This is a genomic window from Enemella evansiae, assembly GCF_002250705.1.
In the GTDB taxonomy this organism is placed as follows: Bacteria; Actinomycetota; Actinomycetes; order Propionibacteriales; family Propionibacteriaceae; genus Enemella; species Enemella evansiae.
The window spans coordinates 661522-685437 of record NZ_NMVP01000001.1; the positions used below are offsets into that span (position 1 = coordinate 661522).

Sequence of the window (23916 nt, forward strand, 5' to 3'; positions counted from 1 at the left end):
ATGGGTGCCGCGGGTGCGGCCGTCCGCCCCATTTTGTCCTATTCCGCCAAGGGTAGGTCGCTGCCGCGACCGCGTGCCGCGTTTCCGGCGGTCTCGGTCGCCGGTTCGGTGGTCCGATCCGGGCCCGCGGGCGTCCGCCGCCGGGTGACCAGGCGTACGCCGATCCCCGCCAGCAGCGCGCCGATCGCGCCGAGGTTGATCAGCAGGTCGACCGACCCGCCCCACCGCATCGCCGGGGTGAGTGCCTCGCGGCGGGGAATGGTGTAGCTGTTGGAGGCCGAGGTCAGTTCCTCGGTCTGCTCGATCACCCGGCCGTCCCGGTCGATCAGCCCGGACACCGAGTTGGTGGTCGCGACCACGATCTCGCGGCGCGCCTCCATCGCCCGGACCCGGGTGATCGCGAACTGCTGATAGATCTGCGGGGTACGCCGGTAGGTGGCGTTGTTGGACTGCACCACCAGCACCTCCGAACCGTTGATCGCCTCGCGCACCGTGCGGTCGTAGGCGAGCTCGAAGCAGATCACGTCGCCGACCCGAATGGTGCTGCCGTCGTTCAACCGGCCCTGGATGACACCGGGGTCGGTGCCGGGAATGGACTGGGCGCCGACGAGCTGCAGCAGCGGAATCAGCGGCAGCAGCTCGTTGCGGAACGGGATGTATTCACCGAACGGCACCAGGTTGCGCTTGTTGTAGCGCGCGGTGATCGTCTGGTCGGGGTTCCACCACAGCGCACTGGTCTGCCGCTCGTCTGGACCGGGCCCCTCCATCACCGCGCCGACCAGGATCGGTACGCCGGCGATCTGGCTGGCGGCGGAGACGACCTGCCGGGTCTGGAAGTCGGTGGTCGGATCGATGTCGGTCGAATTCTCCGGCCAGAGCACGAAATCCGGCATCGCTACCGTGCCGGTGCGGGCCCGGGCCATCAGGTTCACCGTCTCGGAGAAGTGGTTGTTGGTGACCGAGCGGGCCCGGCCCATGCCGCCGATCCCGACCCCGTCGACATTGCCCTGCACCATGCCGATGGTGACGCTGCCGGTGCCCGCGGCCGGTTCCACCTGGTAGCTCTTCCCGGCCATCCCGAGGCCGCCGAGCACCGCCAGCACCGCGACGAAGGTGACCAGTCGGCGCACCCGGCGGGCCCGCAGCAGCCACCAGGCGAGCAGGGTGCCGACCAGCGCGGCCAGCACCGACACCCCCGAGACGCCGAGGAATGGCAGCAACCCGGCGAGCGGGGAGTCGACCTGGGCGTACACCAGCCGGATCCAGCCGAAGCCGCCGAACGGGACCCGGCCGTAGATCCACTCGCACAGTCCCCAGCACAACGCCATCCAGACCGGCCAGCCGGGCAGCCGCCGGACCAGCACCAGGGCCATCCCGAGCAGCCCGAAGAACAGCGCCTCGAAGGCGATCAGCGCGGCCGCGATCGCCGGCCCGGCGCCGGGTACCAGCACCCGCAGCCAGTTCAGGCTGACCGCACCGAGCCCGAGCCCGAACAGATAGCCGGCGCCGAAGCCACGCTTGCGGTAGCCGGTGCGGCGGTCCAGGAGCAGCACCAGCGCGGCGACGCCGAGGGTCTGCAGCGGCCACCAGGCGGTGGGCTGGAAGGACAGGCCGGTGACCGCACCGGCGGCCAGCAGCGCCACCGCCCGGAGGCCACGCGGCCAGCGCTTCGGATCCCCGTGTTCGGCCCGGCTACTCATCGGCTCACCTCCGCGAACAGGCCCCGCTCGTCGAAAACCGGTACCCCGTCCACCAGGGTCGCCAGACAGGTCGGCAGCGGGGCGTACGCCGACAGTTCGGGCCAGCCGTCGACCAGCGGTTCGGGCAGTACCCACAGCGCCAGGTCGGCGGCCTGCCCGACCTCGAGCAGGCCACGGTCGGCCTGCCGGACGGCCCGGTGCCCACCGACGGTGGTCGCCGCGAACGCCTCCGCGACCGGCAACCGCTCCCCCGCCACCCAGTGCTGACCGGCGGCCGAGACGACCTCCCAGCCGGAGAACGGGGTGACCGGGGTGTCGGAGCCGAAGGCCAGCGGGACCCCGGCCCGGTGCAGCGAGGCGAACCGGTTCATCGGCTCCCGGTCGACGCCCAGGCGCTGTTCGTAGAGCCCGCCGGGGCCACCCCACCAGGCCTCGAACATCGGCTGCATGCTGGCCACCGCGCCGTTGCGCGCCATCAGCGCGATCGCCCGGTCACTGGTCATCTCGGCGTGCTCCAGCCGCGGCCGCATCGCGCGGATCCGGTCGACGCCGAGCTGGTCGGCGGCCGCCGCGACGGCGTGGGCGGCGGTGGTCACCCCGGTGTCACCGATGCAGTGGAAGCCGGCCTGCAGCCCGGCCGCGGTGCAGTCGACGATGTGCCGGGTCGCGGTTTCGGTGTCCAGATAGAGGAATCCGCTGGAGCCGTGATCGTGGTAGCCGCCGGTGACGCAGGCGGTCCGGGATCCGATCGCGCCGTCCAGGTTGAGGTCGCCGCCGAGGCCGACCAGGCCCTCGGCCCGCGCCCAGTCGAGCAGCTCGGGGGTGGCGAGTTCGCCCCACCAGGCGGGCAGGCGTACGCCCAACCCGGCGGCCACCTGCCGGGTCAGCTCGAGCTCGGCCAGGGTGTTGATGTGCGGGGCGGACATCTCCTGCACCGAACCGATGCCGTTGCGGGCGGCCTGGCCGAGCGCCAGGGCGACCTGTTCGCGGCGCTGGTCGTCGGTGAACATGCCGGCGATCGACTGCGAGGCGAGTGCGAACGCGTCCCGGTTGATCCAGCCGCCGGGGTCGAATCCGTCGGCGTCCGCCAGCCCCGGTACCCGGTCGACCAGCGCGCTGGAGACCAGCGCGGAGTGCATCTCGACCCGGGTCAGGAAGACCGGTGCGCCGGCGGCGGCCCGATCCAGTTCGGCCATCGTCGGCGGCCGGCCTTCGGGCCAATGGGTGTGGTCCCAGCCCTGGCCGTGCACCAGCGCACCGGGCCGGGCGGCGACGGTCTGGGCCAGCGCACCGAGCAGTTCGGCGGCCGATTCCTTGCGGCCAATCTGCAGTCCGGCCAGGCCGCGGCCGGTGAGCAGCACGTGCGCGTGGGCATCGACGAAGGCCGGGGCGAGCAGCAGCCGCTCCCCCGCCTGGTCGCCGAGGTGGCGCACCGGCAGGCCGAGGGAGCCGGCCCGTTCGCTCGGGCCGAGCCAGGCGATCCGGCCACCGATGACCGCGAGTGCGTCGGCGCCGGGGCGCTGCAGCAGCGGTACGCCGGTGAGCACGAAACCGGCGCCGGTCGAGGCGACGCTCTCAACGGTCACGCGGGCTCCCGGTCATGGCTGGCTCTGGTCGACGGCGATGTGCTGTCGGTCGCTGAAGGGTACCGACAGCACCAGCGTGGTGTGCGTCGCGGCGCGGGCGGTGGTCCGGATCCGGGTCAGCAAGCGCTCCAGATCGGTCGGGCTGTCGCACTGCACGACCAGCAGATGGCTGGCATCACCCGCGACGGTGTAGCAGGAGACGATCTCGGGGATCTCGGTGAGCCGCTGCGGGATGTCGTCGGCCTGGCTGGCGTCGTTGGGGCGGACCGCGACGATCGCGGTGATCAGCTGGCCGAGGGCGGCCGGGTCGATCCGGGCGGTGTACCCGGTGATCACGCCCCGCTGTTCGAGGCGGCGTACCCGCTGCTGGGCGGCGGAGGTGGAGAGGCCGGTCTCGCGGCCGATATCGGTGTAGGACATCCGGCCGTCGGCGGCGAGCAGCGCCAGGATTCTGCGGTCGGTGTCCTCCATGGCGTCAATCCTGCCAGCCGAGGGGGAACGGTTTCTGACACGATGGCGGGCATGGTCGAGACCGCGCCCGCCAAGCTGATGCTGCTGGACACCGCAAGCCTCTATTTCCGTGCCTTCTACGGGTTGCCGGACAGCATCCGCACCCCCGACGGGCAGCCGGTGAACGCGGTCCGTGGGTTGCTGGACTTCATCGCCCGGCTGGTCACCGACCACTCCCCGACCCAGCTCGCCGCCGGCTGGGACAACGACTGGCGGCCGCAGTGGCGGGTGGATCTGCTGCCCTCCTACAAGACCCATCGGGTCGCCCCGGAGGTGTCGGCGGAGCAGGGCTCGGTGGTGGGGGCCGGTGGGGTCGGCGCCGAGACCGGGGTCGCCGAGGAGTCCCCCGACGGGCTCTCCCACCAGGTGCCGTGGATCGAGGAGACGCTGACCGCGTTGGGCATCGCGATCGTCGGCGCGGACGGTTACGAGGCCGACGACGTGATCGGTTCGCTGGCCACCCAGAGTGAGGTGCCCTGCGATGTGGTCACCGGGGACCGGGATCTGTTCCAGCTGGTCGACGATGCCGCCGGGGTGCGGATCCTCTACACCGCGCGCGGGATGTCGAACCTGCAGGTCGTCGACGGCGCCTGGGTGAAGGCGAAGTACGACATCGACGCCCGCCACTACGCCGACTTCGCGGCGCTGCGCGGCGACACCTCCGATGGGATCCCCGGGGTGAAGGGCATCGGCGAGAAGACCGCCGCCGGGCTGGTGAACCGGTTCGGCGATCTCGATCAGCTGATCGAGGCGGCGCTCGATCCGGAGAGCGGGATGACCGGGACCCAGCGCAAACGCTTCGACGAGGCCGCCGACTATCTGGCGGTGGCCGGTGAGGTGGTCCGGGTACGCCGGGATCTCGACCTGGGCGTACAACCCGGTGATCTGGAGCTGCCGTCGGCCCCCGCCGACCCGGACGCCTTCGCCGAACTCACCACCCGGTTGGGGCTGGGCTCCAGCGCCGAACGCGTCCTGAAGGCCCTCGCCAGGTAGCACTCCACGCTCATCGAGTAGGTCGCCATGCGCAGCGAAGCGGAGCAATGGCGACCGTGTCGAGATGACCCAGCCCACCATCGGAATCTGGGAGCGGATGGGCTGGGCCCACGCTGGCCGATCGGATCGAGGTCTGGATCGATCCCGAAATGTTGCTGACAGTTTTCCGACCCGCAACTATCCTGTTTACGGGTCAGTACCCGCTTGCGGGGAAACTGGTCCGCGACCGACAAGAACTTCCGGGAAGGAGGAGCACCGAATGATCAGCCTGTGTCCGATGGCCTACGCCGAAGAGCACGATCGGGGTGTGCTCGCTCGCCCCTGCCTGCGCCGCCGCACCATCGACGGGTGTCCGGGTTGATCCCTGAGGTCCATGCCTCGGGGTCAGCATGTGTCCACCGTCCTGCCTGCGCGCAGGGCGGTTTTTGTTTGTCCACAGCTGAATCGATGTGACCGGAGAGGAGGAGAACCAATGAGCGGAGTACTGGTGTTGAACGCGGACAACACCGCGTTGCACACCGTGTCGGTGAAGCACGCGATCGGCATGCTGGTGCGTGAAGTGGCCATCGTCGAGGAGGCGCGTGAGGGTCACGAGATCGGCCCCTACCCCTGGCCGTTGGTGCTCCGCCTGATCCGCTACGTCAAGACCACCTTCCTCTACACCCGCCCGCCGGGATGGACGAAGCGTGGTGTGCTGAAGCGTGACCGGCACGTCTGCGCCTACTGCGGTGGCTACGCCAACACGGTGGACCACCTGGTGCCGCAGTCGCGCGGTGGCCCGAACTCGTGGTTGAACACGGTTGCCGCGTGCAGCCCGTGCAACCTGAACAAGGCCAACCGCACGCCGAAGGAAGCGGGGTTGGAGCTGCGGTACAAGCCGCACGTCCCGACCCGCGTCCAACTGGTCCGCTGACCCCGGGACCCACGTTCATCGAGTAGCAGCGCCCCGGCTTCGCCTGCGAAGCCGGGGCGCTGCGTGTCGAGATGAACTGGGCCGCAGGGTTCCTCTCGACACCGGGCGCTGCGCGCCCTACTCGAGGAACGTGGGAACGTCAGGCGCGGGTGAGCACGTACACGGCCGAACCCGCGAGCAGGTTCGCACCCCGTTGCCAGCGCAACGGTCGACCGTCGTCGGTGAGCGCGATCCGTTGCTCCACGGCGAATCCGGAGGCGGCGAAGAACTCCTCCAGGTCGGTCAGGGTGGTGTAGCGGACGTTCGGGCTGTCGTACCAGGTGTAGGGCAGGTCCCGTGAGATCGGCATCCGGCCGCGGACCACCGACACCCGGTTCCGCCACCAGCCGAAGTTGGGCACCGAGACGATGCAGCGGTGTCCGATCCGCGCCATCTCCGGCAGCACCCGGCCCGGGTGGCGGACCGCCTGGATCGTTCGGGACAGCACCACGGTGTCGTAGGAGTCGTCGGCGAAGTGGTCGAGTTCGGCATCGATGTCGAGTTCGATGACCGGTACACCGCGGCGGATCGCCTGCAGCACCTGTTCGTCGTCGCTGTCCACCCCGGTCCCGGTGCAGGCCTTCTCGGTCATCAGATGCCGCAGCAACCGACCCTCGCCACAGCCGAGATCGAGCACCCGGGACCCGGGCGGGATCAGCTCGGCGACCAGCGCCAGATCGGCGCGCAACTGATCGCTCATCGCTGCTCCCCGGCCGACCCGGCCAGCGAGAGGAATGCCCGCAGCGTGTCGTGGTAGGCGGGGATCGGCAGCAGGAACGAGTCGTGCCCCCACGGCGAGGTGATCTCCCGGAAGGTGGTCGGGCACCCGGCCCGCTCCAGGGTGCTCGCGATCCGCCGCGAATGGCTGGTGTCGAACCGCCAGTCCGAATCGAAGGACAGCACGCAGAACCGGGTCCCGGCGGCCGCGACCTTCGTCAGCGACTCCCCCTGGGCGAACGCGTCGAAATAGTCCATCACCCGGGTCAGATAGAGATAGCTGAGCGCGTCGAAGCGGTTCAGGAAGGTCTCGCCCTGGTGGTTGAGATAGCTCTCCACCTCGAAGTCCACGCCGAAACCGTGCCGGGGGGTCGTCGAGTCCTGGAATCGGCGACCGAACTTCTCCGCCATCGCCTCCTCGGACAGATAGGTGATGTGCGCCATCATCCGGGCGATCGACAGCCCCACCTCGGGCAGCGTGCCCTCATCGAGATAGTGACCGGCGCGGAATCCGGGATCGCGCATGATCGCCTCGCGGGCCACCGCGGAGAAGGCGATGTTCTGTGCGCTGAGCCGGCTGGAGGCAGCGATGATCACCGCATTCTCCACCTGCTCAGGAAAAGCGAGCGCCCACTGGAGCACCTGCATCCCGCCGAGCGAGCCGCCGACGGCGGCCGCCAGTCGGGACACCCCGAGGTGGTCGAGCAGCGCCCGGTGCACGGTGACGAAGTCGATCATCTGCAGCAGCGGGAAATCCAGACCGTAGGCCCGGCCGGTCTCCGGGTTGGTCGATGCCGGCCCGGTGCTGCCGCTGCAACCGCCGAGCAGATTCGGCGCGATCACGAAGAACCGGTCGGTGTCCACCGGCCGGCCGGGGCCGATCAGGTTGTCCCACCAGCCCGGTTTCTTCGCCCCGTCGTGGAATCCGGCGGCGTGGGCATCACCGGTGAGCGCATGGCAGATGAACACCGCGTTGCTGGCGTCGTCGTTCAACGTGCCATAGGTCTCGTAGGCGATCTCCACCTCGCCGAGTGTTGCCCCGCTGGCGAGCAGCAACGGGTGGGAGGCGTCGAACAGGCGTACCCGCTGGGTGCCGACCTGCCCGACGCCGCAATCAGTTGGTGCCACCGGTTGCCTTCTCCAGCGCCTGGTCCAGATCACCGATCAGATCGTCCACCTGCTCGATCCCGATCGAGAGCCGCACCATGTCCGCCGGTACGCCGGCCGCTTCCAGCTCCTCCTCGGTGAGCTGGGAGTGGGTGGTGGAGGCGTTGTGGATCGCCAGCGACTTCGCATCACCGATGTTCGCCAGATGCGAGAACAGCTGCAGTCCTTCCACGAAACGAGATCCGGCCGCCCGGCCATCCTTCAACCCGAAGGAGATCAACCCCGAATATCCGTGGCCGGTGAACATCCGGTCCGCGACCTCCTTGTAGGCGTTGTCCGGCAGGCCCGGGTAGTTGACCCAGGCGACCGCCGGATGCTGCTGCAGGTGCTGTGCGATCGCCAGCGCGTTCTCGCTGTGCCGCTCCATCCGCACATGCAGGGATTCCAACCCCTGCAGGAAGAGCCACGAGTGCATCGGGGCCAGGGTGGCACCGGTGTTGCGGAGCAGCACGGTCCGGGCCCGGATGATGTACGCCGCCTCGCCGACCGCCTCGGTCCAGACCACACCGTGGTAGGCACCGTCCGGGCCGGTCAGCCCGGGGAACCGGTCGGCGTTCGCGGCCCAGTCGAAGCGACCGGAGTCGACGATCACGCCACCCATCGAGGTGCCGTGGCCGCCGATGTACTTGGTGGCGGAGTGCACGGCGACATCGACACCGTGGTCGAACACCCGGCACAGGTGCGGGGTGGCCGAGGTGTTGTCGACGATGAACGGCAGGCCCTGGGCGTGCGCCGCCTCGGACCAGGCGTCCAGGTCGAGCACGTTGACCTTCGGGTTGCCGAGTGTCTCGCCGAACACCAGCCGGGTCTTGTCATCCACCTGTGCGGCCAGGTCCTCGGGGCGATCCGGGTCGACGAAACGGACCTCGATCCCATACTGCGGCAGGGTGTGCGCGAAGAGCGCGAAGGTGCCGCCGTAGAGGGTGGCGACCGCGACGATGTTGTCACCGGCGTAGCAGAGGTTGAGCACCGAATAGGTGACCGCGGCCGCCCCGGAAGCGGTCGCGAGCGCGCCGACGCCGCCCTCGAGTGCGGTGATCCGCTCCTCGAACACCGAGGTCGTCGGGTTCATGATCCGGGTGTAGATGTTGCCCGGCGTCTTCAGTGCGAACAGGTCGGCGGCGTGCTCGGTGTCGTCGAAGACGTAGGAGGTGGTCTGGTAGATCGGCACCGCACGCGCATTGGTGGCGCTGTCCGGTTCCTCCTGCCCGGCATGCACCATCAGCGTCTCGGGACGGTAGTCGGGGGTGGGCTGATCGGCGGGCTGCTCGGACATCTGTTCCTCTCCTTCGCTCGGGCGCGTCACACGCTAGCCAGCACCCCCACCGGTCCCGTTCCATCTCAGGTGGTGAACCCGCTCAGTTCCTGGCTGCCGAGTGGTAGGCGTAGCAGGATCTCGTAGCGGGATCGCCCACCCGGTCCCTGTCGGCGGTGGCTCTGCACCACCACCAGTTCGTCGGCGGTCAGCTCGAAGGAGCCGAAGGAGTCGATCACCCGCAGCCACTTGGTGGCCTCGAACCGGCGCCGGGCTCGCGCCATCGTCAGGTGCGGGGTGAACCGGGAGCCGTCCGGTTCGGCACCCACGGTGCTGGCGGCGGCCCGCCCGGTCCGGCTCAGTGCGGCGAGTTCGTCGGCCCCCTCCGCGACCTGCAGATAGAGCACCCGCACCGAGGTCGGGTCCGGGAAGCAGCCGGCGCCACCGAGGCGTACCCGGAACGGGGCGGTCCGGGCGGCGATCTCGCCGAGCCGCTCCAGCAGCGGTTCGATGCTGCGTTCGGGGCAGTCGTCGATGAACAGCGTGGTCAGGTGCCACTGCTCGGGCAGCACCCAGTTCAGCCGGTGGTCGACCTCGCGGCGCGGGCCGACATATTCCTCCAATCGTTCGATCAGCTGCGGCGGCGGAAAGATCGCCGCGAAGATTCGGGTTGTCATGGTTCGATGGTCCCAGTTGAGCAAAGGAGAGTCATGCCCGTTTCCGGTCCGGTCCAGCCCCCGGTCAAGCCGATGCTGGCCAAATCGGTGCCCAGCATCCCCGCGGGACGCTGGTATGAGCCGAAGTGGGACGGTTTCCGCTCGATCGTGTTCGTCGGTGATGACGAGGTGGTGTTGGGCAGCCGGAACGAGAAGCCGCTGACCCGCTACTTCCCGGAGCTGGTCCAGACCTTCACCGAGCAGCTCGGCACCTCCTGTGTGCTGGACGGTGAGATCGTGGTCGCCGACCCGGAGCAGAACCGGTTGGAGTTCGAGGTGCTGCAGCAGCGCATCCATCCCGCGGTCAGCCGGATCACCAAGCTGGCTTCGGAAACGCCGGCGAGCTTCGTCGCCTTCGATCTGCTCGCGCTGGGTGATCGGGATCTGATGGGTGAGCCGTTCCGGGTACGCCGGGAGCTGCTCGTCGAGCTGTTCACCGATCTGCAACCACCGCTGCATCTCACCCCGCTGACCACCGATGGGCAGACCGCCGAGCGCTGGTTCGAACTCTTCGAGGGGGCCGGGCTGGACGGGGTGATCGCCAAGGATCCCGAGCAGGCGTACCAGCCGGACAAGCGGGTGATGAACAAGGTCAAGCATGTCCGCACCGCCGACTGCGTGGTCGCGGGATATCGCGCCCACAAGAACGATCCGGAGGCGATCGGTTCGCTGCTGCTCGGCCTCTATGACGATGCCGGCAACCTCGCCTCGCTCGGGGTGATCGGCGCGTTCCCGGCAGCGCGGCGCAAGGAGTTGTACGCCGAGCTGCAGCCATTGGTCTGTGGTTTCGAGGAGCATCCGTGGGCCTGGGCCGAGCAGCTGGCCGGGAACCGGACCCCGCGGGCCGGTGAGGGGTCGCGGTGGAACAACGGCAAGGATCTGTCGTTCACCCCGCTGCGCCCGGAGCTGGTCGTCGAGGCGAAATATGACTATCTGGAAGGGAATCGCTTCCGGCACACCGCCCAGTTCGTCCGCTGGCGCCCCGACCGCGATCCACGCTCGTGCACCTTCGACCAGCTCGAGCAGCCGGTGCGGTTCGACCTGGCCGAGGTGCTCGGTTCCTGAACCCGAACGGTTGCCGGATCCCGGCCGATCGATCCTGATCTGCATACCGCACGTAGGCAGAACCGAATCGTTGTAGCGGGACCCCTGGCAGGCCAACGAAGGGCGATCCGCGGGCCCGGTGTTCAGCCGGCGCTGGGCACACTCAACCCGGCGGGCAGCAACGGTTCCAGCACCGCCAGGAGTCGCCGGTGCACCGTCGGCATCGCCTCGGCGGTGAGCCGTTCCGCGGGCGCCGTCAGCGAGACCGCCGCGATCGGCGTACGCCCACGCAGCAAGGGAATCGCGAGGCAGGCGACCCCCGGCTCGTTCTCCCGGATCTCGGTGGCGTACCCGGTCCGCCGGGCATCGCAGATCACCCGCCAGATGTGCTCCTCATCCGGGCTGAGCCGCCCGGGCAGCACGGCCAGGTAACCGGTCAGCATCGAGCGGTCCACATCGGAGAAACCGAGCATCGCCCGGCCCATCGCCGACACCGCGGCGGGCACCACGCGGCCGACCGCGGACCAGACGCGCATCGCCCCGGCCGGTTCGACCTTGTCCAGATAGACCACTTCGGCGCCCTGCAGGGCCCCCAGGTGCACGATCTCCCCCAGCTCCTCGGCCACCACGGTGAGCGGATCGTGCAGCAACCCGGCCAGATTCTCGGTCGCCAGGAACCGCTCACCCAGGCGAACCGCGGCCGGGCCGAGCCGATAGAGCCCGTCGACCTGGGCGACGAACCCGTGCGTCTTCAACGTGCTCAGCGCCCGGTAGGCGGTGGACTTGTTGATCTCGGCCCGCTCGGCGAGGGCGGCCAGCGAGGCACCGTCGGGTCCGACCGCGGACAGCTCGACCAGCAGCAGCATGGCGCGCGAGATCGCCTCGATCGGTGCGGGAGCGGCGGTGCTCATGGGGCCTCCTCGATGTGGACGGGATTGCGCTCAGCCGGGACGCCATGCACAATCATTCCGCTAGGAGAAGCTAGCATTTTGCTCTGCAAAATGCAAGACCAACGATGTTCTGCCAGGAGCGACCATGAGCCAACCCACCGCAGCACCGACGACCGAACCTCGGGTCGATGAGAAGAACGTCCGCCGCGCCGCCTTCGCCGGCCTGATCGGCACGATGCTGGAGCAATACGACTTCGTCATCTACGGCACCGCCTCGGCGCTGATCTTCAACAAACTCTTCTTCCCCGACGTCTCCCCCGCGGTCGGCGTGATGGCCGCGATGAGCGCCTATGCCGTCGGGTTCATGGCCCGCCCGCTCGGCGGCCTGTTCTTCGCCCGGTTCGGGGACCGACTGGGCCGCAAGTGGGTGATGATCTCCACCCTGTTCCTGATGGGCATCGCCACCTTCGCCATCGGCCTCATCCCGAGTTACTACACCATCGGCGTGCTGGCCCCGGCGCTGCTGGTGATCTGCCGGATCCTGCAGGGTTTCGGGGCCGGCGCCGAGCAGGCCGGCGGCGTCACCCTGCTGGCCGAGACCGCACCGACCAGGCGCCGGGGTTTCTATGCCTCATTGGTTTTCGTCGGCGCGGCCCTCGGTTCGGTGCTCGGTGCACTGGCCTGGGTGTGGGCGCAGTCGCTGCCGACCGAAGACCTGCAGTCCTGGGGGTGGCGGGCGGTCTTCTTCACCAGCGCCTTCGTCACCATCGCGGCCTACATCCTGCGCCGCAAGCTGAACGAGTCCCCCGTCTTCGCCGAGACCCAGGAGGCCCGGATCGGCCAGCAGGACACGCCGATCGGCGATGTGCTGCGCAACGGCCGACCCAGTCTGTGGCGGGTCTTCCTGGTCAACATGGGCTCCAACGGGCAGAGCTACATCTACCAGGTGTTCATGGGTTCCTATCTGGTCACCTGGCTCGGCGTGCAGGCCAGGTTCATCCCGCAGCTGCTGCTCTACGGTGCCCTCGGTGCCTGCCTGGCGGCCTTCGGGACCGGCTGGTTGACCGACCGGATCGGGCGCCGGCCGGTGATCGTCGGGGTGCTGATCTTCCTGTTCTGCTTCCCGATCCCGGCCTTCCTGCTCCTCGGGACCAAGAACACCCTGGCCATCGGTTTCGTCGTCGTGATCGGCTTCATGGTGGCCGGGTACGCCACGGTGGGCAGCCAGGGCGCCTGGTACGCCGAGATGTTCGGTTCGCGCTACCGGTACGCCGGCATCTCGCTGGCCCGGGAGTTCTCCTCGGTCTTCGGTGGCGGCATGGCGCCGCTGGTCAGTTCGGCACTGATCACCTGGGCCGCGGGTTCCTGGTGGCCGGTCGCGGCGTACATGATGGTGATGATCGGCCTGTCGTTGTTCGGGGCGATCAAGTCGCCCGAGACCCGCGGGCGTGACCTGCGACTGACCGAGGATGCCGTCCGATGAAGGTATTGCTGCCCGACACCCTGACCCTCGACCCCGAGCTGCCCGCCGGCTGGGAGGCGGTCGGCTATTCCCGGACCGAGCCGATCCCCGACGAGCATCGCGACGCCGAGGCGCTCGTCACCTGGGGAGTGTCGGCCGACCTGCTCGCCGAGCACGCCCGCACACTGCCCCGGTTGCGGCTGGCCCAGTCCCTGGCGGCCGGCCCGGATTCCCTGCTGCGGGCGGGATTCGCCGACGAGGTGGTGCTCACCGGTGGAGCCGGGCTGCACTCGGCCACGGTCAGCGAACACGCGCTCGCGCTGCTGCTGGATCTGGTCTGCCGGCTGCCGCAGGCCGCGGCGGCCCAGCGGGAGCATCGCTGGGCCGCCGAGCTCGGCGGGGTGCGTGCACTGCATCCCGAGGGGCCGATCGCCACCCTGCTGCAGGCCAAGGTGCTGATCTGGGGCTTCGGCCAGATCGCCCAGCATCTCACCCCGCTGCTGCAGGCGCTCGGCGCCGAGGTCCGCGGAGTGGCCCGCTCGGCCGGCACCCGCACCGGGGTCGATGTGGTCGCCGACAGCGAGGTCGAATCGGCGCTGGAATGGGCGGAGGTGCTGATCATGATCCTCCCCGACACCCCGGAGAGCCGGCACGCGCTGAACGCCGATCGGCTCGCCCGCCTCTCCCCCGACGCGTTCCTGATCAACGTCGGCCGCGGCAGCACCGTCGACGAGGCGGCGCTGGCCGAGGCACTGGTCACGGGCCGACTGGCCGGCGCCGCCATCGACGTCGCCGAGACCGAACCGCTGCCCGCCGACTCGCCGCTGTGGGAGGTGCCGAAACTGGTGATCACCCCGCACGCAGCGGGTGGCCGCCCGGTCGGTGCGGACGAGCTGATCGCGGCGAACCTGCGGGCACTGAGCGACGGGTCGGCGTACCGGAATCAGATCGAACGGAGCGGGTAAGACTCCCCGCATGCCGACAAACAAGCGAGTTGCATTTCTGGTTGCCCCCGAAGGAATCGAAGAGCAGGAGCTGGTCGACCCGCGCAAGGCCGTGGACGATGCCGGATACCAGAGCGATCTGGTGAGCACCGAGTCCGGCAAGGTGCAGGCGTTCCAGCACCTCGACAAGTCCCAGGAGTACCCGGTGGACCGCACCGTGGCCGAGGTGAGCGTCGACGACTACGACGCACTGGTGCTGCCGGGCGGGGTCGCCAACCCGGACGCGTTGCGGATGGATGAGCAGGCGGTGGGTTTCGTCCGTGATTTCGTACGCTCCGGCAAGCCGGTCGCGGCGATCTGTCACGCCGCCTGGACGCTGGTGGAGGCCGATTCGGTCCGTGGCCGCCGGTTGGCGTCCTGGCCGAGCCTGCAGACCGACATCCGCAATGCCGGTGGCGAGTGGGTGGATGAGGAAGTGGTGGTCGATGAGAACCTCATCTCCAGCCGCAATCCCGATGACATCCCGGCGTTCAACAAGGCACTGCTGGACGCGCTCGCCGCCGAGCGCTGACCCGCGCGCCCGGCGGCGTCAGGCGACCCTGGTCGACTGGCGCCGTCGGCGGCCGCGCAGGCTCGACCAGGCGTTCCGGAACCGCTCCGAGGCGTGCTCTGGGAACACCCACAGGTTCATCAACAGATAGATGTAGACGCCCTCGATGCAGGCCGCGACCACCCGCGCGACCTGGTACTGGACGCCCAGATGGTCAAGCAGGGTTGAGAATCCGAGGATCCAGATCACGTAGTTGCTGACCACCACGACCAGCTGCTTGCTCGACTGGCTGGCGACGTGACCATGGCTGCGGAAGTTCAGCCACTTGTTCAGGATGAAGTTCAGGATGCTCGCGCCGAGATAACCCAGAGTGACCGCGAGCGGGTAGCTCATGTGCAGCCAGCTCTTGAAGATGCTGAGCAGCACCAGGTCGAAGGCGAAGGTCGTCAGTCCGAGGATGCAGAATCCGAGGCCGGTCGCCGGGATCCAGCGCAGCCCGCGCGGCAGCGACCGGTGCATGCGCGCGGTGAGCCGCGCGAAGGTGTTGGCGGCCGTGGTGCGCCGGGGGCCCGGGGACATGCCTGCCATCATCGCAGGTCGAGCCAACTCGCGCAGGCCGGTCAGTGCGGTTGCCGCCGCCGCTCCTGGGCGGCCTCCCGCCGCAGCCGCGCCCACTCCTCTGCCAGATCCGGATCCTCGCGGACCAGCAGGACCAGGCCGCAGTCCTGCGGGCCGGACGCGCCGGGGAAGCAGAGACTGCACGGATCCGTCGGCCGGATCGGGCATCGCGGTTCGGGATGCTTCATGCCCACATTCTACTACGTCGCGTCGTAGCTCAATCCGTGGCGCGCTGCCACTCCCCGGCACCACCTCGATCGGCCATCTGACGGAGAACACGGGGGCCTCGACGATCCAGCTGGCCCCGGAGCAGTTCGCTCGAATCGGGTGCTAGTTTGCGAAGGCGACCGGTAGACCCCACCGGCCGTCGACGTCGACGGGAGGGCACCCCGTGTCAGAGCTCGGCAACACCTCCGGCCAGGAACCCCCGGCCACCCCGCCGGCTGCACCGCCCACCAGACACCGACGCAATATCGCGATCTGGTTCTTCGGTGCCCTCGGCGGCATCCTGTGGGGTTATGACACCGGGGTGATCGGCGGGGCGCTGCTGTTCATCGACAAGGACATCATCCCCAACCCGCTGATCGAGGGCATGGTGGTTTCCGGGCTGCTGCTCGGCGCGATGATCGGCGCGATGGGTTCGGGCCGGTTGTCCGATCGGCTCGGCCGCAAGAAGCTGATCGTCGCCGGCGCGGTGGTGTTCATCGTCGGTACCGCGGGGGCGGCACTGGCGGTCAACTCGGCGCTGCTGATCCTCTTCCGAATGGTGATCGGGCTCGGGGTGGGCATCGTCTCGGTGGTGGTGCCGATGTACCTCTCGGAGCTGGCGCCGAAGAACATCCGCGGCGCGCTGTCCTCGTTGATGCAGCTGATGGTGACCACCGGCATCTTCCTCGCCTACCTGGTCGATCTAGCCTTCCAGGAGGCCGGCCTGTGGCGCTGGATGATCGGCCTCGGCGCGGTGCCGGCGGTGGTGCTGCTGTTCGGCATCCTGACCCAGCCGGAGAGCCCACGCTGGCTGGTGGCCTCGCACACCAGCGAGGAGCACGCCCTGTCCACCCTGATCAAACTGCGCGGCAACCACACCGAGGCCGAGCGGGAACTCAACGAGATCAAGGCATCGGTGCAGGCCGAGGAGGATGCGCCCGATCCGATGAAGCTGGGTGACCTGCTCACCTCCAGGCTGCGGATCCTGCTGGTCATCGGCGTGCTGCTGGTGTTCTTCCAGAACTTCGGCGGGATCAACACGATCATCTACTACGCACCGACCCTGCTGGCCAACATCGGCTTCACCCCGTACCAGTCACTGCTCGCCAATGCCGCGATCGGGTTGCTGAACATGCTGATGACCCTGCCCGCGATCCGACTGATCGACCGGATCGGTCGCAAACCGCTGCTGATCGGCGGCGCCATCGGGATGTGCTTCGGGATGTTGTTCCTCGGCACGGTGTCGGTGCTCGGGCTGACCTCCGGTCGTGGTGCGCTGTCGATCGCGGTCACCCTGATCGGTATCGGGATCTACATCGCCTCGTTCTCGATCTCCTGGGGCCCGGTGCAGTGGGTGATGCTGCCCGAGCTGTTCCCGCAGCGGATCCGCGCCGGCGCGATGGGCATCACCACCACGCTCAACTGGTTGTTCAACCTCACCGTGGCCCTGATCTTCCCCACCTTCCTGGCAATGTTCGGTGCCGCGCCGAACTTCTACTTCTTCGCGCTGACGACCTTCCTGGCCCTGATGTTCGCCTGGCGGTTGCTGCCGGAGACCAAGGGCAGGAGCCTGGAGGAGATCGAGGCCCAGCTCGTCGGCTCCCGGATCCGGGGCTGACCAGCCCACGGGCAGCGTCCGCCGCCGGCGTACCAGACCCCGGTGCAGAATCCGTCGCGCATTCCGGATAGCGCCGCGCCAAAGCGGATGGCATGTCCGCGGGGCCCGCCATAGCGTCGCACCACTCGCGAGTGCCCCCGAGTATGGCCCGGCACTCGCCACGGTGCCAACCTCAGGAGCGACCAATGACGACCGCAACCGAATCAACCGGCCGGACCACCCCGGAGTGGCTGAGTGCGCTCAGCGCGGATGAACTCGATCGACAGCTCACCGCGGATCCCTATCCCATCTACGCCCGGCTCCGCAACGAGGCGCCGGTGACCTGGGTGCCGCAGATGCAGGCCTGGTTCGTCACCCGCTACGACGACCTGCGCGCGGTCGCCTCGGACAGCGCGACCCTGCACGGTGCCGCCGATCCGGCCCAGCTCGCCACCTTCGGCGAGGGCAATGTGCTCACCGCCGAGGGCGAACCGCACACCGAGCAGCGGGCGTTCATCGACCCGCAGCTGCGCAAACGCAAGGTGGCCGGCTACATCGATCCGCTGGTCCGGCCGACCGCGAAGCGCCTGATCGCCGAGCTGAAGGACAAGGGCCGGGCCGACATCATCCCGGACTACTTCGAGCCGGTCAGCGTGCGCGCGCTCGGGGACCTGCTCGGTCTGGAGTCGGTGGACTCCGACACGCTGCAGCGCTGGTTCCGGGTGCTGGGCGAGTGCCTGGCTGCCAAGAATGTCGATGCCTCGGGCAATCTGACCAACAAGGATGTGATCGCCCGCGCCGATGTCGTCAAGGAGGAGATCCGCGGCGTCGTGCTGCCGATCATCGAACGGGTCACCGTCACCCCCGACGAGACGAGCATCTCGCACTGGGTGCACGACGGAACCGACACGCCGCGGACGGCCGAGGAGCTGTGGCCGACCATGTATGTCTTCCTGCTCGGCGCGATGCAGGAGCCCGGGCACAGCGCCGGCAACACCCTGACCGGTCTGTTCACCCGCCCCGAGCAGCTGGCTGCGGTGTACGCCGACCGGTCGCTGCTGCCGGCCGCCATCGAGGAGGGGATCCGCTGGATCTCCCCGATCGGCGCCCTGGCGCGGGTCTGCGTCGCCCCGGTGACGGTGAACGGCAAGGATTTCGCCCCCGGTGATGTGGTGTTCGGTGCGATGGGCTCGGCGAACCGCGACGAGAGCCGCTGGGAGGATGCCGACAGCTTCGACCTGAACCGTCCCGCCCAGCCGCACATCGGGTTCTCCGCCGGCATCCACACCTGTGCCGGCAGCCACTTCGGCAAGGCGGTGGCCGAGGTCGCGCTCGATGAGTTGCTGACCTCCTTCCCCGACCTCGCCCAGGACGGTGACGCCGTCGCCCACGGCTGGTTCTTCCGGGCCGTGCAGTCGCTGCCGGTGCGGTGGTGAGCACCATGACCACCTTCGCCACACCCGTTCGCACGGAGGACCTGATGTTCGATCTCGAACCCGCACTGGAGCTGGTCGTGCAGCGGCGTACCGATGTCGCCGACGACACCATCACCCTGACCCTCGCCGCCCCCGACGGCAGCGACCTGCCGGCCTGGGAGCCGGGCGCGCACATCGATCTGGAGCTGGGCTGCGGGCAGACCCGGCAGTACTCGTTGTGCGGTGATCCGAGTGATCGGAGCAGCTACACCGTCGCGGTGCTGAACGAGCCGGCGAGCCGCGGTGGGTCGCGGTTCATCCATCAGGAGGTGTACGCCGGGGTGCCGATCCGGGTGCGCGGGCCGCGGAACCATTTCCGCCTCGAGCCGACCGAGCGGTACACCTTCGTGGCCGGCGGGGTCGGGATCACCCCGATCCTGCCGATGATCGCCGCGGCCGAGGCCCGCGGAGCCGATTGGGAGCTGCACTACGGTGGTCGGACCCGTAGCTCGATGGCCTTCGCCGCCGATCTGGTGGCGCGGTACGGGGATCGGGTACGCCTGCAGCCGCAGGACGAGGTGGGGCTGCTGGATCTGGCCGCGGTCCGCGACCGCGGGCGTAGCGGCGGGTTGATCTACTGCTGCGGACCCGAACCGCTGCTGGTCGCCCTGGAGGAATCCTGCGCCGGGGTGGCGGGCCAGGTGCGCCTGGAACGGTTCCACGCCAAGGAACAGGATTTCGGACCGGACTCGCCCTTCGAGGTCGAGCTCGCCGAGAGCGGGATGACCGTCCAGGTCCAACCGGGTGTCTCGATCATGGAGACGCTGCGCGGTGCCGGGGTGCAGGTGCCATCCTCCTGCGAAGAGGGCACCTGTGGCACCTGCGAGACCGGCGTACTGTCGGGAGAGGTCGACCACCGCGACAGTCTGCTGACGCCTGCCGAGCAGGCCGAGAACGACTGCATGATGATCTGCGTCTCGCGGGCGAAGTGCGCACGGCTGGTCCTCGAGCTGTAAGTTCCCGGCTCCGGCTGGCTTCACCGAACGGAGGTCGACGATGACCGCCAGGCTCCCCCTGCAGCGCTTCACGCTGTGCGCGAGCAATGAGTTCGAGCCGTTCTCCGAGCTGCTGGACCGGGTCTACTACCCCACCCGGATCCGGCAGCCGGTGCGCGGCATCATCACCCCGGACACGGCGATCCTCAACGCGGTGCATCGGCGCGACTTCACCATCGGTTATGTGCGTCCGCCGCACGACATGCAGTTCCTGCCCGAGAACGACCGCACCACCTTCCATGTGAACCTGGCCTGGACCGGATCGCTCAGTGCGATCTCCGGGGACAGTGAGGTGCGCGTACGCCCGGGGGTTGCGGTCGTGCACAGTCCCGGGGAACGGCACGCACTGCACCGCTGGCAGCACGGGACCGGTGTCGTCGGTCTCAAGTTCTCCCGCGAGCTGGTGGAGAGCGAACTGACCGCGCTGCTGGGTCATCCGCCGGACGAGCCGCTGCGGTTCGCACCGGAATTCCAGCTCAGCAACGGGCTCGGCGCCACCTGGTTCAACCTGGCCCGCACCCTACTGAGCGAACTGGATCAACCGGGGTTGCTGGAGGCACCGGGAATGCTGCAACCATACGTCCGCACCCTGGTGGTTGCGCTGCTGAATGCGCAACCACACAACTATTCCGAGGAACTCCGCGAACCCGACGGGCCACCTCGACCGCGCATTCTGCGGCTCGCCGAGGAGTCCATCGAACTCCGTTTCGCCGAGCCGTTGACGGTCACCGATCTGGCCCGGGATGCGGGGGTGAGCGTACGCCGGCTGCAGGAGACCTTCGCCCAGTTCCACGGCACCTCACCGAAGGCGTTCCTCACCGACTTCCGGTTGGACCAGGCGCGGCGCGCATTGCTCGCCGGACAGGGCACGGTGACCGAGGTCGCCCAGGACTGCGGGTTCACCCATCTGAGCCGGTTCGCGGCCAGCTACCGGGATCGCTTCGGCGAACTTCCCTCGGAGACCCGTGCCCGCGTGGTGCTCTGATCAGCTGGGATCGGGCAACACCGGAGGGGTTGACCTCAACCAAGGTTGAGGCGCTGGAGTCGTCACTGTCCGGGGCGCACGGCCCTGGCCGGGAAGGACGCTCGCCATGGATTCCAGCAGCACCTCGACCGAAACGCCGCCGATCGGCGCCACCGCCACCCCATCCAGATTGACCCTGCCGGTCGTGCTGGTCGGCGTCGCGCTGGTGGCGATGTCGATCTCGGGGACCGCGATCGCGTTGCCGAACATCGGCCGGGATCTCAACGCCTCCGGCTCGCCGCTGAACTGGGTGGTCGCCGGTTACAACCTCGCCTTCGCCGCGATGACCCTGGTCGCCGGTGCGACCGCGGACCGGGTGGGCCGGCGCCGCGTCTTCGTTGCCTCGGCGACCATCTTCGCGCTGGGCTTCCTGGTGATCGCGCTCGCCGGGTCGATCGTCGTCATCGATATCGCGCGCATCGTCTCCGGGATCGGTGGCGCGGGGGTGCTGGCTGCCGGCGGGGCGCTGCTCGCGTCCAGTTACGACGGTGCGGCCAGGAATCGCGCGTTCGCGTTCATGGGGACGATGGCCGGCGTCGGCATCGCGATCGGTCCGACCCTGGTCGGTGCCTTGATCGCCGCCAGCGGCTGGCGGGGCAGCTTCGTGGTGTTCGCGGTCCTCGGCGCGCTGATCGCCCTGGGAGCAGTGCGGCTGGCCGAATCGCGGGCCCGCGATGGGCGTACCGACTGGCTCGGCAGCGTGCTGTTCGTGGCCGCCCTGAGTGCGCTGATGTTCGCGCTGCTGGAGGGCCCGGAGATGGGTTGGGGGCATCCGGGGGTGCTGATCGCTCTCGGTGGTTCGCTGGTGGCGTTCGTCGTGTTCGGTGTCGTCCAGCGGCGGAGCCCGGCACCGGTGCTGGCACCCGAGCTGATCGCGAACCGCCGGTTCATGGGCTGGTGCCTGGCGACGCTGACCACCTCGATCGGATTCCTTGGAGTACTGGTTTTCCTGCCGACCTACCTGCAGTCGGTGGCCGGGTACGCGCCGGTCGTCTCGGGGGTGGCGATGCTGCTGCTGACCGCACCCGTGCTGGTCGCACCGATGCTGGCGGTGACCCTGGTCAATCGTGGGGTTTCGGCGCGGATGCTGATCATGATCGCGCTGCTCATGGTCGTGGTCGGCAACTTCGGTCTGCTGCTGCTGGGTCCGAGGAACACCGTCGCGCTGATCGCGGTTCCGCTGCTGCTGGTCGGGATCGGCATGGGGTCCTCGTTCGGCATCACCGATGGGCAGGCGATGTCGCTGGTTCCGGTACGCCTGGTCGGCACGGCGGCAGGGTTCCTGAACACGCTCCGGGGAGCTGCCGAGGCGCTGGTGATCGCGGCATTCAGCGCGGCCCTGTTGGGATTCCTCACTGCGCGCCTGGGTGAGCCCGGTGGTGCGGCCGGTGTCGCCGCGGGCCGTCTCGACGCGGCGCCGGGTCCCGTCCGAGGCGTACAGATCGAGGCGTTCACCGCAGCCTGGCATCTCACCCAGATCGGTGTCGGCGTGGTCTGTCTGGTGCTGTCGGTGGTGGTCGGTGTCCTGCTGTTCGCGAAACCGGGACGCGCCCGGTGAGCCCTCCGGTGCGCCGCATCGATCCGTCCCAGCCGTTGACGATCGGCGAGGTGATCCGGCGGAGCGGAGTGCCGGCGTCCGCGCTGCATTTCTATGAACGCAAGGGACTGATCCGCAGCACTCGCACCTCGACGAACCAACGCATGTACGAACGGCACATGCTGCGCCGCATCTCGCTGATCCTGGTCGCGAAACGGCTCGGGATCCCGCTCGCCGACGTGGCCGAGGTGTTCCGCGGTCTGCCGGACGACCGTGCACCCAGTCACGCCGACTGGCAGCGGGTGTCCCGGGCGTGGAAGCGCCAGCTCGAGGAACGCCGCCACCAGCTCGAGGCGCTGGAACATGAACTCACCGGCTGCATCGGGTGCGGCTGCCTGTCGATGAAGGCCTGTCTGCTGTTGAACCCCGACGACGCGCTGGGTGCACGGGGGCAGGGGCCGGTACGGATCCAGGGCTGAGGATCGCGGCCGACGGGGTGGTCGTAGGGTGGCCGGACGAGGCACGCGAGCGAGAGGACTCCGATGAACAGCAAGTTCGACAAGATGCGCGAGAACCGCGAGGAGCAGGGCGAGCGCAAGCAGGAGCGGCTGAGCGAGACCATCGACGAGGTCGAGGGGCCCAGCGAGGGTTCCCAGGACGAGCGCCGCAAGGAGGGTGATGCTGAACACCATCATGGCGAGGAACGGCGCTGACGCCGATCGGCGCGGCATGATGGCGGGATGACCCCCGCAGCACCGCATCACTCCACGCGACACTCCCCCGCCGCCGCGACCGCAGCGAGTACGCCTCGACGGATCCTTGGCGTCGTCGAGATCCTGGCCCTTGCTGGCGTGCTGTCGGTGTTCGGGTTCGCGTTCAATCTGATCGGGTTGCTGCCGCTGATCGCTGCGGGCGTCACCGACCCCCAGCCGTGGACGGTCGCGGATTCGGGTGCGCGCCTGGTCGGTTATCTGGTGGGCGTCGGCGCCACCGTCGGCATCATCGCGCTGTATCTGAAGTTCCGGCTCGGCGTGGGCCTGGTGTCGCTGGGGTTGAGCCGGCCACCACGCTGGGCCTCGCTGGTTGTCGGACTGGTCGCGGGCGCGGCGATCAGTGCTGCGGGGATCGGGATCGCCTGGTCCACCGGCCGGGTGGCGCCCGTGGAGCCGGCCGTGCGGCCCGGTGTCGGGCTCCTGCTGCTGATCGGGTTGCTGTATCTGCTGACCTATCTGATGCAGGGTGCCGGCGAGGAGATCGTCGCCCGCGGCCTGCTGCTGCGCGGCCTCTCCTGGTGGATCGGACTGCCGGTCGCCGTCGCCGTGCAGGCACTGTTCTTCGTCGCGATCCACCTGGGCAACCCGAACCTGACGCCGACGTACGCGGTGTTCGTGCTCGCTTTCGCCGTCTTCGCTGCGTTGCTGGTGCTGGTGCAGGGGCATCTGTGGGGTGTGATCGGTCTGCACGGCGGGTACAACGCGATGTTCTTCGCCGGCGCCCAGCGCGGGCTCGGCCTGCGGGACGTCGGCGACGTGGCCAATCTGAACGGTCCCGACATCGCGACGATCCCGTTGTTCGTGGTGGGGATCATCGTGCTGGCGGTGCTGCTGTGGCGCCGCCGTACGACTTGAGGCGCGTGATGATCAGCAGCATTACGCTTCGGCGCGCGGCCTACGTCACCGTAGTCTCGGGCGCACCAGGACTCTCGACCTGCCGCCGCTCAGACAGAGCCTCGCTGAGCTCCGGGCCGAGGTGGGCGACCCGGACGTCGCGGCGCTCGGTGTCCGCGAGGAAGGGACCCCGGAGACGCGGGAGATGCAGCTCTTCACCGGTGAACACTCCGTCGCGCGAACATCCGCCTGTACGAGCGCAGCGGGTACGCCGAGACGGGAAGGACACCCGCAGGTGACTACTCGATCGTCCACCTCACCAAGACGCTCCCGTAGCCAGCCGAGGGGCACGGCGTGAGCTCCCGCAGCA

General features: G+C 68.9%; 24 protein-coding genes. 14 read left to right on the forward strand and 10 right to left on the reverse strand.

What is annotated here, in order from left to right; all coding sequences use genetic code 11:
• Positions 1–38: 38 nt before the first annotated feature.
• The 3 genes from lnt to BI335_RS03195 are packed head-to-tail and all read right to left on the reverse strand — an operon-like array spanning position 39 to position 3757.
• Entirely contained in the window at positions 39–1700 is a 1662-nt protein-coding gene (gene lnt, locus BI335_RS03185; protein WP_094429625.1) for an apolipoprotein N-acyltransferase, read from the reverse strand.
• Positions 1697–3286 carry an amidohydrolase gene (locus BI335_RS03190; RefSeq protein ID WP_094429626.1) on the reverse strand — a complete coding sequence of 530 codons (1590 nt, stop codon included), beginning with the start codon at positions 3284–3286 and terminating at the stop codon, positions 1697–1699. Before BI335_RS03190 ends, lnt begins: the two co-directional genes overlap by 4 nt.
• Before the next feature lie 12 nt (positions 3287–3298).
• A complete protein-coding gene (locus tag BI335_RS03195) occupies positions 3299–3757 on the reverse strand; it encodes an Lrp/AsnC family transcriptional regulator (protein WP_094358540.1) in 459 nt (152 codons plus the stop codon).
• Positions 3758–3808: 51 nt separating this feature from the next.
• On the opposite strand from BI335_RS03195, the gene BI335_RS03200 reads away from it, so the two are divergent.
• Positions 3809–4789, forward strand: coding sequence for a 5'-3' exonuclease (locus BI335_RS03200; RefSeq protein WP_229119409.1), 981 nt, complete (start codon positions 3809–3811; stop codon positions 4787–4789).
• A gap of 472 nt (positions 4790–5261) precedes the next feature.
• Positions 5262–5702 carry an HNH endonuclease gene (locus BI335_RS03205; protein ID WP_094358542.1) on the forward strand — a complete coding sequence of 147 codons (441 nt, stop codon included), beginning with the start codon at positions 5262–5264 and terminating at the stop codon, positions 5700–5702.
• Positions 5703–5841: 139 nt separating this feature from the next.
• Here the strand turns inward: BI335_RS03205 and metW are convergent, their stop codons facing one another.
• The 4 genes from metW to thpR all read right to left on the reverse strand — a co-directional run bounded on the left by metW (position 5842) and on the right by thpR (position 9557).
• Positions 5842–6441: a methionine biosynthesis protein MetW gene (metW, locus tag BI335_RS03210; protein WP_094358544.1), complete on the reverse strand. Its 600-nt coding sequence runs from the start codon at positions 6439–6441 to the stop codon at positions 5842–5844.
• A complete protein-coding gene (metX, locus tag BI335_RS03215; RefSeq protein ID WP_094429627.1) occupies positions 6438–7586 on the reverse strand; it encodes a homoserine O-acetyltransferase MetX in 1149 nt (382 codons plus the stop codon). The genes metW and metX overlap by 4 nt, the downstream gene beginning before the upstream one ends.
• Complete coding sequence (locus BI335_RS03220) at positions 7573–8901, reverse strand: O-acetylhomoserine aminocarboxypropyltransferase/cysteine synthase family protein (RefSeq protein WP_094429628.1); 1329 nt, start codon at positions 8899–8901, stop codon at positions 7573–7575. The genes metX and BI335_RS03220 overlap by 14 nt, the downstream gene beginning before the upstream one ends.
• A 65-nt stretch (positions 8902–8966) precedes the next feature.
• Positions 8967–9557: an RNA 2',3'-cyclic phosphodiesterase gene (gene thpR, locus BI335_RS03225; RefSeq protein ID WP_094429629.1), complete on the reverse strand. Its 591-nt coding sequence runs from the start codon at positions 9555–9557 to the stop codon at positions 8967–8969.
• A 33-nt stretch (positions 9558–9590) separates the two neighbouring features.
• On the opposite strand from thpR, the gene BI335_RS03230 reads away from it, so the two are divergent.
• Positions 9591–10661, forward strand: a complete 1071-nt coding sequence (locus BI335_RS03230) for an ATP-dependent DNA ligase (protein WP_094429630.1) — start codon at positions 9591–9593, stop codon at positions 10659–10661.
• Positions 10662–10783: 122 nt separating this feature from the next.
• On the opposite strand, the gene BI335_RS03235 is transcribed toward BI335_RS03230, so the two are convergent.
• The gene (locus BI335_RS03235; RefSeq protein ID WP_094406326.1) at positions 10784–11551 is read right to left on the reverse strand and encodes an IclR family transcriptional regulator; all 768 of its coding nucleotides are present in this window, start codon (positions 11549–11551) and stop codon (positions 10784–10786) included.
• A 124-nt stretch (positions 11552–11675) separates the two neighbouring features.
• Between BI335_RS03235 and BI335_RS03240 the strand changes: the two genes are divergently transcribed.
• From BI335_RS03240 to BI335_RS03250, 3 genes are read left to right on the forward strand one after another with little or no spacing between them, the layout of a single operon-like run.
• Positions 11676–13013 (forward strand): MFS transporter, encoded by a 1338-nt coding sequence (locus BI335_RS03240; RefSeq protein WP_094429631.1) that lies wholly within the window; start codon positions 11676–11678, stop codon positions 13011–13013.
• Entirely contained in the window at positions 13010–13957 is a 948-nt protein-coding gene (locus tag BI335_RS03245; RefSeq protein WP_094429632.1) for an NAD(P)-dependent oxidoreductase, read from the forward strand. The genes BI335_RS03240 and BI335_RS03245 overlap by 4 nt, the downstream gene beginning before the upstream one ends.
• A gap of 10 nt (positions 13958–13967) precedes the next feature.
• Complete coding sequence (locus tag BI335_RS03250; RefSeq protein ID WP_094429633.1) at positions 13968–14507, forward strand: type 1 glutamine amidotransferase domain-containing protein; 540 nt, start codon at positions 13968–13970, stop codon at positions 14505–14507.
• A gap of 18 nt (positions 14508–14525) precedes the next feature.
• Here the strand turns inward: BI335_RS03250 and BI335_RS03255 are convergent, their stop codons facing one another.
• Positions 14526–15065 (reverse strand): GtrA family protein, encoded by a 540-nt coding sequence (locus tag BI335_RS03255; protein WP_166646667.1) that lies wholly within the window; start codon positions 15063–15065, stop codon positions 14526–14528.
• A 41-nt stretch (positions 15066–15106) separates the two neighbouring features.
• The gene (locus BI335_RS03260; protein WP_094358564.1) at positions 15107–15292 is read right to left on the reverse strand and encodes a DUF6767 domain-containing protein; all 186 of its coding nucleotides are present in this window, start codon (positions 15290–15292) and stop codon (positions 15107–15109) included.
• Between the two features lie 203 nt (positions 15293–15495).
• Between BI335_RS03260 and BI335_RS03265 the strand changes: the two genes are divergently transcribed.
• From BI335_RS03265 to BI335_RS03295, 8 genes are all read left to right on the forward strand, one after another.
• Positions 15496–16929, forward strand: a complete 1434-nt coding sequence (locus tag BI335_RS03265) for a sugar porter family MFS transporter (protein WP_094429634.1) — start codon at positions 15496–15498, stop codon at positions 16927–16929.
• A 185-nt stretch (positions 16930–17114) separates the two neighbouring features.
• A complete protein-coding gene (locus BI335_RS03270) occupies positions 17115–18344 on the forward strand; it encodes a cytochrome P450 (RefSeq protein ID WP_172421700.1) in 1230 nt (409 codons plus the stop codon).
• Positions 18345–18349: 5 nt separating this feature from the next.
• On the forward strand, positions 18350–19339 hold the full coding sequence (locus BI335_RS03275) for a PDR/VanB family oxidoreductase (RefSeq protein WP_229119410.1): 990 nt from the start codon (positions 18350–18352) through the stop codon (positions 19337–19339).
• Positions 19340–19379: 40 nt separating this feature from the next.
• On the forward strand, positions 19380–20363 hold the full coding sequence (locus tag BI335_RS03280) for a helix-turn-helix transcriptional regulator (RefSeq protein ID WP_094429636.1): 984 nt from the start codon (positions 19380–19382) through the stop codon (positions 20361–20363).
• 106 nt (positions 20364–20469) lie between these two features.
• Positions 20470–21960, forward strand: a complete 1491-nt coding sequence (locus BI335_RS03285) for an MFS transporter (protein WP_229119411.1) — start codon at positions 20470–20472, stop codon at positions 21958–21960.
• 8 nt (positions 21961–21968) lie between these two features.
• Positions 21969–22418, forward strand: a complete 450-nt coding sequence (soxR, locus tag BI335_RS03290) for a redox-sensitive transcriptional activator SoxR (RefSeq protein ID WP_094429637.1) — start codon at positions 21969–21971, stop codon at positions 22416–22418.
• A 63-nt stretch (positions 22419–22481) separates the two neighbouring features.
• Positions 22482–22652 carry a hypothetical protein gene (locus BI335_RS21305; RefSeq protein WP_172421702.1) on the forward strand — a complete coding sequence of 57 codons (171 nt, stop codon included), beginning with the start codon at positions 22482–22484 and terminating at the stop codon, positions 22650–22652.
• A gap of 27 nt (positions 22653–22679) precedes the next feature.
• Positions 22680–23567 (forward strand): CPBP family intramembrane glutamic endopeptidase, encoded by an 888-nt coding sequence (locus BI335_RS03295; RefSeq protein WP_094429638.1) that lies wholly within the window; start codon positions 22680–22682, stop codon positions 23565–23567.
• Positions 23568–23916: the final 349 nt, after the last annotated feature.

Bases quoted from the DNA above. Each gene is read 5' to 3' on its own strand.
- BI335_RS03270 (WP_172421700.1), top strand. From the start codon at position 17,115: ATGACGACCGCAACCGAATCAACCGGCCGGACCACCCCGGAGTGGCTG.
- BI335_RS03280 (WP_094429636.1), top strand. From the start codon at position 19,380: ATGACCGCCAGGCTCCCCCTGCAGCGCTTCACGCTGTGCGCGAGCAAT.
- BI335_RS03275 (WP_229119410.1), top strand. From the start codon at position 18,350: ATGACCACCTTCGCCACACCCGTTCGCACGGAGGACCTGATGTTCGAT.
- BI335_RS03200 (WP_229119409.1), top strand. From the start codon at position 3,809: ATGGTCGAGACCGCGCCCGCCAAGCTGATGCTGCTGGACACCGCAAGC.
- BI335_RS03195 (WP_094358540.1), bottom strand. From the start codon at position 3,757: ATGGAGGACACCGACCGCAGAATCCTGGCGCTGCTCGCCGCCGACGGC.
- BI335_RS03285 (WP_229119411.1), top strand. From the start codon at position 20,470: ATGGATTCCAGCAGCACCTCGACCGAAACGCCGCCGATCGGCGCCACC.
- BI335_RS03240 (WP_094429631.1), top strand. From the start codon at position 11,676: ATGAGCCAACCCACCGCAGCACCGACGACCGAACCTCGGGTCGATGAG.
- BI335_RS03230 (WP_094429630.1), top strand. From the start codon at position 9,591: ATGCCCGTTTCCGGTCCGGTCCAGCCCCCGGTCAAGCCGATGCTGGCC.
- BI335_RS03295 (WP_094429638.1), top strand. From the start codon at position 22,680: ATGACCCCCGCAGCACCGCATCACTCCACGCGACACTCCCCCGCCGCC.
- metW (WP_094358544.1), bottom strand. From the start codon at position 6,441: ATGAGCGATCAGTTGCGCGCCGATCTGGCGCTGGTCGCCGAGCTGATC.
- lnt (WP_094429625.1), bottom strand. From the start codon at position 1,700: ATGAGTAGCCGGGCCGAACACGGGGATCCGAAGCGCTGGCCGCGTGGC.
- thpR (WP_094429629.1), bottom strand. From the start codon at position 9,557: ATGACAACCCGAATCTTCGCGGCGATCTTTCCGCCGCCGCAGCTGATC.
- BI335_RS03235 (WP_094406326.1), bottom strand. From the start codon at position 11,551: ATGAGCACCGCCGCTCCCGCACCGATCGAGGCGATCTCGCGCGCCATG.
- BI335_RS21305 (WP_172421702.1), top strand. From the start codon at position 22,482: ATGAACAGCAAGTTCGACAAGATGCGCGAGAACCGCGAGGAGCAGGGC.
- BI335_RS03205 (WP_094358542.1), top strand. From the start codon at position 5,262: ATGAGCGGAGTACTGGTGTTGAACGCGGACAACACCGCGTTGCACACC.
- BI335_RS03220 (WP_094429628.1), bottom strand. From the start codon at position 8,901: ATGTCCGAGCAGCCCGCCGATCAGCCCACCCCCGACTACCGTCCCGAG.
- BI335_RS03250 (WP_094429633.1), top strand. From the start codon at position 13,968: ATGCCGACAAACAAGCGAGTTGCATTTCTGGTTGCCCCCGAAGGAATC.
- BI335_RS03245 (WP_094429632.1), top strand. From the start codon at position 13,010: ATGAAGGTATTGCTGCCCGACACCCTGACCCTCGACCCCGAGCTGCCC.
- BI335_RS03255 (WP_166646667.1), bottom strand. From the start codon at position 15,065: ATGTCCCCGGGCCCCCGGCGCACCACGGCCGCCAACACCTTCGCGCGG.
- BI335_RS03260 (WP_094358564.1), bottom strand. From the start codon at position 15,292: ATGAAGCATCCCGAACCGCGATGCCCGATCCGGCCGACGGATCCGTGC.